Source organism: Halomonas urumqiensis, assembly GCF_003028575.1.
GTDB lineage: Bacteria > Pseudomonadota > Gammaproteobacteria > Pseudomonadales > Halomonadaceae > Halomonas > Halomonas urumqiensis.
On the sequence record NZ_PYUD01000005.1, the window covers coordinates 183,076 to 189,905 of the forward strand.

The 6,830-nt window shown below is 61.7% G+C and carries 7 protein-coding genes and 1 rRNA gene; 4 read left to right on the top strand and 4 right to left on the bottom strand.

Annotated features, from left to right (window positions below; translation table 11 throughout):
- Positions 1-112: 112 nt before the first annotated feature.
- From radA to C6V82_RS14055, 3 genes are all read right to left on the bottom strand, one after another.
- The gene (radA, locus tag C6V82_RS14045) at positions 113-1,492 is read right to left on the bottom strand and encodes a DNA repair protein RadA (RefSeq protein WP_102587384.1); all 1,380 of its coding nucleotides are present in this window, start codon (positions 1,490-1,492) and stop codon (positions 113-115) included.
- A gap of 106 nt (positions 1,493-1,598) precedes the next feature.
- Positions 1,599-2,051 (bottom strand): copper resistance protein NlpE N-terminal domain-containing protein, encoded by a 453-nt coding sequence (locus C6V82_RS14050; protein ID WP_102587383.1) that lies wholly within the window; start codon positions 2,049-2,051, stop codon positions 1,599-1,601.
- Positions 2,052-2,161: 110 nt separating this feature from the next.
- Complete coding sequence (locus tag C6V82_RS14055; protein WP_102587382.1) at positions 2,162-3,058, bottom strand: AEC family transporter; 897 nt, start codon at positions 3,056-3,058, stop codon at positions 2,162-2,164.
- Positions 3,059-3,184: 126 nt separating this feature from the next.
- Here C6V82_RS14055 and hisC point away from each other — a divergent pair, with 126 nt between their 5' ends.
- From hisC to C6V82_RS14075, 4 genes are all read left to right on the top strand, one after another.
- Positions 3,185-4,240, top strand: a complete 1,056-nt coding sequence (hisC, locus tag C6V82_RS14060) for a histidinol-phosphate transaminase (protein WP_102587381.1) — start codon at positions 3,185-3,187, stop codon at positions 4,238-4,240.
- Between the two features lie 205 nt (positions 4,241-4,445).
- Positions 4,446-5,669, top strand: a complete 1,224-nt coding sequence (locus C6V82_RS14065; RefSeq protein WP_102587380.1) for an RNA polymerase sigma factor — start codon at positions 4,446-4,448, stop codon at positions 5,667-5,669.
- Between the two features lie 107 nt (positions 5,670-5,776).
- On the top strand, positions 5,777-6,154 hold the full coding sequence (locus C6V82_RS14070; protein WP_102587379.1) for a YciI family protein: 378 nt from the start codon (positions 5,777-5,779) through the stop codon (positions 6,152-6,154).
- Complete coding sequence (locus C6V82_RS14075; protein ID WP_102587378.1) at positions 6,151-6,516, top strand: DUF1428 domain-containing protein; 366 nt, start codon at positions 6,151-6,153, stop codon at positions 6,514-6,516. The genes C6V82_RS14070 and C6V82_RS14075 overlap by 4 nt, the downstream gene beginning before the upstream one ends.
- Positions 6,517-6,705: 189 nt before the next feature.
- On the opposite strand, the gene rrf is transcribed toward C6V82_RS14075, so the two are convergent.
- Positions 6,706-6,821 (bottom strand): 5S ribosomal RNA (gene rrf, locus C6V82_RS14080).
- Positions 6,822-6,830 lie beyond the last annotated feature (9 nt).

The window sequence follows — 6,830 nt, forward strand, 5'->3', positions numbered from 1 at the left end:
CTTGGCAGTCTTTACCGATCATCTATACCGCTAGTCTACAGCATCCAGCCAGGGCTAAAGGCAACGGGCAGCCCTTGAGACCAGCGCAATCAGGGACACCACGTCATCATCGCTACAGTGCCTCGAGGGCATCGGCCAGCTTATCCACGGCAACCACCTCCATGCCCGCGGGCGAACGCTTCGGCGCGTTGGCGCGAGGCACGATGGCACGGGTGAAACCGTGCTTGGCTGCCTCGACGATGCGTTCCTGGCCACTCGGCACTGGGCGGATTTCACCGGACAAACCGACCTCACCAAACACCACCAGTTCTTGCGGCAGCGCGCGATTCTGCAGGCTCGACACTACCGCCAGCAGTACCGCCAGGTCAGCACTGGTCTCGAGCACCTTCACGCCACCTACCACGTTGAGAAACACGTCCTGATCGCCGGTGAAAAGCCCACCATGCCGGTGCAGCACGGCCAGCAACATCGCCAGGCGGTTGGCGTCCAACCCCACCGCCACCCGACGCGGATTGCCAAGTGGTGAATCATCGAGTAGCGCCTGCACCTCGACGAGGATCGGGCGAGTCCCTTCCCACACCACCATCACCAAGCTGCCGGGTGCCTGCTCCTGGGTACGCGACAGGAAGATGGCGCTGGGGTTCTTCACTTCCTTCAGCCCGTGCTCGAGCATCGCAAACACCCCAAGCTCGTTGACGGCGCCAAAGCGATTCTTCTGGCCACGCAGGGTGCGAAAGCGCGAGTCGGCGCCACCTTCGAGCAGCAGCGAGGCATCGATCATATGTTCCAGCACCTTGGGCCCTGCCAGGGTGCCATCCTTGGTCACGTGGCCCACCAGCAACAGCACGGTGTTGCTCTGCTTGGCAAAACGCGTCAAAACCGCAGCGGACTCCCGAACCTGCGCCACGCCACCCGGTGCCGAGGCAATATCCTCCAGGTGCATGGTCTGGATCGAGTCGATGATCAGGATCTCGGGGGTTTCGCGTTCGGCCACGGCGAGAATCGTCTCGACACTGGTCTCGGCCAGCATCTTCAGGCCCTGAACAGGCAGCTGCAGGCGATGCGCACGCATCGCCACCTGCGAGAGCGACTCTTCACCGGTCACGTACAGCACCCGGCGACTCTGCGCCAGCTTGCAGGCGGTCTGCAGCAGCAGCGTCGACTTTCCCGCCCCCGGGTTACCGCCAAGCAATACCGCTGAGCCCGGCACCAACCCGCCTCCCAGTACGCGGTCAAACTCCTCGAAGGTAGACGAGAGGCGGGGCACCTCGGAGAGATCGACATGGGCAAGATCCACCACGTCTCGTGACAAGCCACCCGCATAGCCACCACGCCCCGTCGCCGAGGTGCTACTTCCAGCCCCGGGCCGTGCAGCGGCAAGGCGAACCTCGCTCAGCGTGTTCCACTCCTGGCAACTGGTGCACTGCCCCTGCCATTTGCGGTAGTCGGCACCACACTCGGTGCACACGAAGGCACTCTTCGCTTTGGCCATTCAGGCGTCTCGTCAGTGATGGGTGGGGAAGGCGCTGCGGGCTATTCAGCCATAACGGCAAGGGGGCGACCCGCAGGCCGCCCCCTCGTCATTCATGGCTAATGGATCACTGGCGGCGCAGCTGCAGCATGTCATTATTCTGGAAGCGACGACGCTGAGGGTCGATCAACTCCAGGGTCTGCTCGTCGACACGCAGGAAGTAGTAGATCTGGCCTTCACCGTCGGGCGTCAGCTCATAAACCGTGGCATCCGGGTCGGTGGCGGTACCACCCAGCACTTCCCAGTTACCGGCGTAGTTCTCGTCCGGTGGATTCTGGGGATGCGCGCGGTAGGTTGCCTGGAGAGTGAAGGTCCGCTCTTCCGCTGCCGCCTGCTCATCACCACTCATGCGAACATCGAGATCGATGCCATCGCAGTTGCGGCATGGCAGCGTTCCTTGGTAGGCCACTTCCGTATCTTCCATCTCGGGCGCTGCGACACCGTCACCGGTCGGGCCAGCGGCACAACCTGCCAACAGCGCAAGTAAGGCCGAGCCGGCCAGCAAGGTCCTGATTTGCATGTTCGTCCTCCTAACCAATGGGCAGACTGCCACGCATGATGGCAGCTTGAGGGACAGCATAACCTTTCATGCCATCAGCGGACAGTCCCGCAGGCGTTGGGTTCCCTGTATCAACTCACTCCGGCATGCACATGGGTAAAGACCAGTGCCAGCACGACCGGCATGACCAACAGCGACCCCAGATTGCCGATCAACACCAACGAAGCAACCTTTTGGGGTTCCTGGCGATACTGTTCGGCGACCAGATAATTCAACACCGCCGGAGGCAAGGCCGCGAATACCCAGAGAGCCGCCGCCTGAAGGCCTGAAAGCTCGAACAGCCAGATCAGCGGGACGGCCAACACCAGACCGGACAACGGACACAGCACCGCGCCAAGAATCCCGGTCTTCCAGTCGCCAAAATCAATATCGAGCATTCGCACACCCAAGGCGAACAACAGCAACGGGATACACACGCCACCCAGCATGTGCAGTGCCTCGAGCAACCAGGCTGGCAGCGATATGCCCAGCAGATTGATGGCAAGCCCGGCGACACTGGCCAGCATGATCGGCATGCGCAGGATACGCCACAGCGGGGTGTGCGGGCTGAGCAGGTAGAGCCCCAGCGAGAAGTGCAGCAGCATCTCGACGATAAACAGCACCACCGCCGCCGGCAAGGCCGCCTCACCAAACGCCAGCAGCAACAGAGGAACCCCCATGTTCCCTGAATTGTTGAACATCATCGGTGGCAGGAAGGTCTTCGGCGACAACTTCAGCCACTTGACCACCGGCCACAACAACACCCCCGAGCCGATGACGATCACCGCCCCGGCCACCGCCAGCCCTGCATATTCTTCAAGCGGAGCCTGCCCATCAGCCAGCACGACAAACACCAGCATCGGCACGAACAACTCCATGTTCAGGGTATTGATGCTGCGGATGTCCGGCGCGCGGAAGCGTCCATACAGCGTACCGCAGCCGGCAATCAGAAAGACCGGCAACAGAGTGGCGAGAATCTTTGCTGTCATGAAGGGTCCATGGAGTGCGGATCACGAAAAAGGCTATCAGACTAGCATGACTGCAGGCTTGCGCGGTCTCGCCGCGCAAGCCACCATGACCAGACCCTCTATCCCGTGCCATTCAAGCGAGCGAAAATGAGCAAGTTCTGGAGCCCCCGGGTTCGCGAGCTGACGCCCTATATCCCCGGCGAGCAGCCCCGTGAACGCCTGATCAAGCTGAACACCAACGAGAACCCCTATCCCCCGGCACCCGGCGTCGGGGCCGTGCTGCGGGAGTTCCCCACCGATCACCTGCGTCTCTATCCCGACCCCGGCTCCCTCGCCCTACGCGAGGCCTTGGCCACTGTACTCGATGTACCTGCCAGCCATGTCTTCGTCGGCAATGGCTCCGACGAAGTATTGGCTCTGGCTTTCCAGGCCTTCTTCTGCCAGCCAAAGTCCCTGGCCACGCCGGAGATCTCGTACAGCTTCTATCCGGTGTACTGCAACATGTATGGCATCGAGCGCAAGGCATACCCACTGGATGACCAGTGGCGTGTCGACCTCGGCGCCTTCGAAGCCGAAAGTGGCGGCATTATCTTCGCCAACCCCAACGCGCCCACGGGGCACGGTCATGGCCGCGATGCCATCGCCGCCCTGCTAGAAAAAGTGACCGACCGTGTGGTGCTGATCGATGAGGCCTACGTTGACTTCGGTGGCGAGAGCGCTGTGCCATTGACCGACAAGTATTCCAACCTTCTGGTGACAGGCACCTTCTCCAAATCGCGCAGCCTGGCAGGGCTTCGTCTTGGCTATGCGGTGGGGTCGCCGGAGCTGATCGAGGGCCTTACCCGGGTCAAGGACTCCTTCAATTCCTACCCGGTCGATGCACTGGCAAGCGCCGTGGCTATCGCTTCGCTTGCCGACCAGGAACACTTCGACGCCACCCGAGGCGCGGTCATTGCAACCCGCGAGCGCACGCGTACCCGTCTGGAGGCGCTTGGTTTCAAGGTACTACCTTCACAGACCAACTTCGTGCTGGCGACACATCCGACACACGATGCCGCGCAGATCTTTGTCGGGTTGCGTGAGCGAGGCATTCTGGTTCGTCACTTCAATACCGATGCGCTACGCGACTACCTGCGCATCTCCATCGGTACCGACGACGAGATGGATAGCTTGATCGAGGTACTCGAAGCACTCTGCGGGTAAACCGGACTCAAATGCCAAGGGCGCCAGATGGCGCCCTTTGGTAACCCCGGCAGCCATACGACTGCCCGACGTTTTCCCCTTTCCCCTCCCTCTTGCCCTCCGGCGAGTCTCGCCATTCTCTACCTGCCGGTCACCTCCACCCGGGTCCAGCGGCTATTCTTGGTTGTGATCCAGGCCGTAAATGGCCCCCCCCAGGAGAGCCCCCATGCAGGTTCAAGCGTCCATCGAGTCCCTCTATCATCGCTATGCGCCCCGCGTGCGAGCGACTCTGATCCGTCATCTGGGGGATTTCGATTCAGCGGAAGATGCGCTCCATGATGCCTTTGCCGCTGCGGTGAACCACTGGCCGGAACATGGAGTCCCCGACGACCCACTAGCCTGGCTGATCCGTGTCGGCCATCGGCGCGGCATCGACCAGATCCGCCGCCGCCAGACCGCCCGTCGACATGCTCATTTGCTGATAACCGAGGAAGACGACGAACCGGAGCCCCAGCCCATAGCAGACGACCCTCTTCGATTGCTGTTCACCTGCTGTCATCCGGTGCTGGCAATGCCCGACCGCCTGGCGCTGACCCTGCGAGAGATGGCTGGGCTCACCACCGAACAGGTCGCCAATGCCCTGCTGCAGAAGACGGCGTCTCTGGCGCAGCGCATCGTAAGGGCCAAGCGCCGCATCCGCGATGCCGGTGTACCCTACGAGACGCCCGATGAGGCCGAGCTGCCAAAGCGTCTGCCAGACGTCCTGGGGGTGATCTATCTGATCTTCAACGAAGGCTATTCACGAAGCGACGGCGACAGCGTGGTGGACGTGCACCTCGCCGACGAAGCCATCGACCTCGCTCAGTCCCTCGCGCGCCTGCTGCCTCATGGAGAAGCCTTCGGCCTGCTGGCCCTGATGCTGCTGCATGACGCCAGACGCGCGGCACGCCAGGACGCACAAGGGGATCTGGTGCCTCTGGAGGAACAACAGCGTCACCTGTGGGACAAGGCGCAGATCGAGACCGGCATGCATTGGCTCGAGCAGGCCCTGGCATTGACGCCCATCGCCCCATATACCCTGCAAGCCTCCATCGCCGCCGTTCATGCCAAGGCGGTCGATGCCGAGTCCACCGACTGGCGCCGTATCGAGCGCCTCTATGAGGCGCTTTATCGTTGCCAGCCCTCTCCGGTGATCGCACTTAACCGCGCGGTTGCGGTGGCCATGAGTGACACTCCCGACGCCGGCCTCGCCCTGCTCGATGCACTGTCCAGCCACAAACAGGTCGTCACGTACCACCTCTATCATGCCGCCTTGGCCGACCTGCACCGCCGAGCCGGCCATCTCACCGACGCCCGACACGCCTACCACAATGCGTTGGCACTCTGCACTCAGGGGCCCGAGCGCCGCTTCCTGGCCCGCCGACTGGCGGAACTCGACCAGACCAGGTGAAAAAAGAGCTGCCGCTGTCGATTCCCTTATGAGTCACACGACTCCCGAATACTCCCCTGCGAAGGGAAGCGATAGACAACGAGGGATCAAGCAAGGAGGAACCCAAGATGAAATATGTCGCATTGGTCTACTACCAGGAGCAGTTGATCAACGCCATGAGCGAGCCTGAGTGGCATGCGCTCAACCAGGAGTGCATCGCCGGGGTCGAGCGGCTGACAGAACAGGGCTACTTCATTGCCGGCCAGGCACTTCAGAGCGTGGACCATGCCACCAATGTGAGAGTCAGGAACGGCGAGGTGCTGGTATCCGACGGCCCATTCGCCGAAACCAAAGAGCAACTGGCTGGCTTCTATCTGCTTGACGCTCGGGACCTGAATGAGGCATTGCGCCTGGCAAGCCGTATACCTCCAGCCCGCTTCGGCACCATCGAAGTGCGTCCCGTCAGGGAGCTGCCCCCTAAGGACCAGACAGGAGATGCATCATGAACCACCTGAATAACTACGTGGATGGCTTCGTGGCGGCGGTACCCACGGCGAACCGGCAAGCCTATATCAAGCATGCCAAGGAAGCGGCTGTCGTCTTCAAGGAGTATGGCGCCCTGAGCCTGGTCGAGTGCTGGGGCGATGACGTTCCCCAGGGCAAGCTGACGTCCTTCCCCCTGGCGGTCCAGTGCAGAGACGACGAGACGGTGATCTTTTCTTGGATCACCTGGCCCTCTCGCGCAGTGCGTGATCAGGCCATGCCGCGAATCATGGAGGATCCGCGCCTGTCTCAGCAGAACAACCCCATGCCCTTCGACGGCAAGCGGCTGATCTATGGAGGGTTTGAAGTCGTTGTGGATGAATAGCGTCCCTACCACGAAAAAGCCCCGAGCGCTTTCGCACTCGGGGCCTGATAACAACAACACCCCGGCCAAGATGGCCGGGGTGTTGTCTGAAGAAGTGCCTGACGATGATCGCGCCGGGCTCCGGGACTCTCCATGGGGAAACCCCCAAACGACAACACCCCAGCCAATGGCTGGGGTGTCGGAAAAGGTGCCTGACGATGACCTACTCTCGCATGGGGAAACCCCACACTACCATCGGCGCTAAGCGGTTTCACTGCTGAGTTCGGCATGGGATCAGGTGGTTCACGCTCGCTATGGTCGTCAGGCGAAAAGGG

Excerpts from the sequence above, each read along its gene's own strand:
- C6V82_RS14075 (WP_102587378.1), top strand. The coding sequence starts at position 6,151 with ATGAACCACCTGAATAACTACGTGGATGGCTTCGTGGCGGCGGTACCC.
- C6V82_RS14055 (WP_102587382.1), bottom strand. The coding sequence starts at position 3,058 with ATGACAGCAAAGATTCTCGCCACTCTGTTGCCGGTCTTTCTGATTGCC.
- C6V82_RS14065 (WP_102587380.1), top strand. The coding sequence starts at position 4,446 with ATGCAGGTTCAAGCGTCCATCGAGTCCCTCTATCATCGCTATGCGCCC.
- hisC (WP_102587381.1), top strand. The coding sequence starts at position 3,185 with ATGAGCAAGTTCTGGAGCCCCCGGGTTCGCGAGCTGACGCCCTATATC.
- radA (WP_102587384.1), bottom strand. The coding sequence starts at position 1,492 with ATGGCCAAAGCGAAGAGTGCCTTCGTGTGCACCGAGTGTGGTGCCGAC.
- C6V82_RS14070 (WP_102587379.1), top strand. The coding sequence starts at position 5,777 with ATGAAATATGTCGCATTGGTCTACTACCAGGAGCAGTTGATCAACGCC.
- C6V82_RS14050 (WP_102587383.1), bottom strand. The coding sequence starts at position 2,051 with ATGCAAATCAGGACCTTGCTGGCCGGCTCGGCCTTACTTGCGCTGTTG.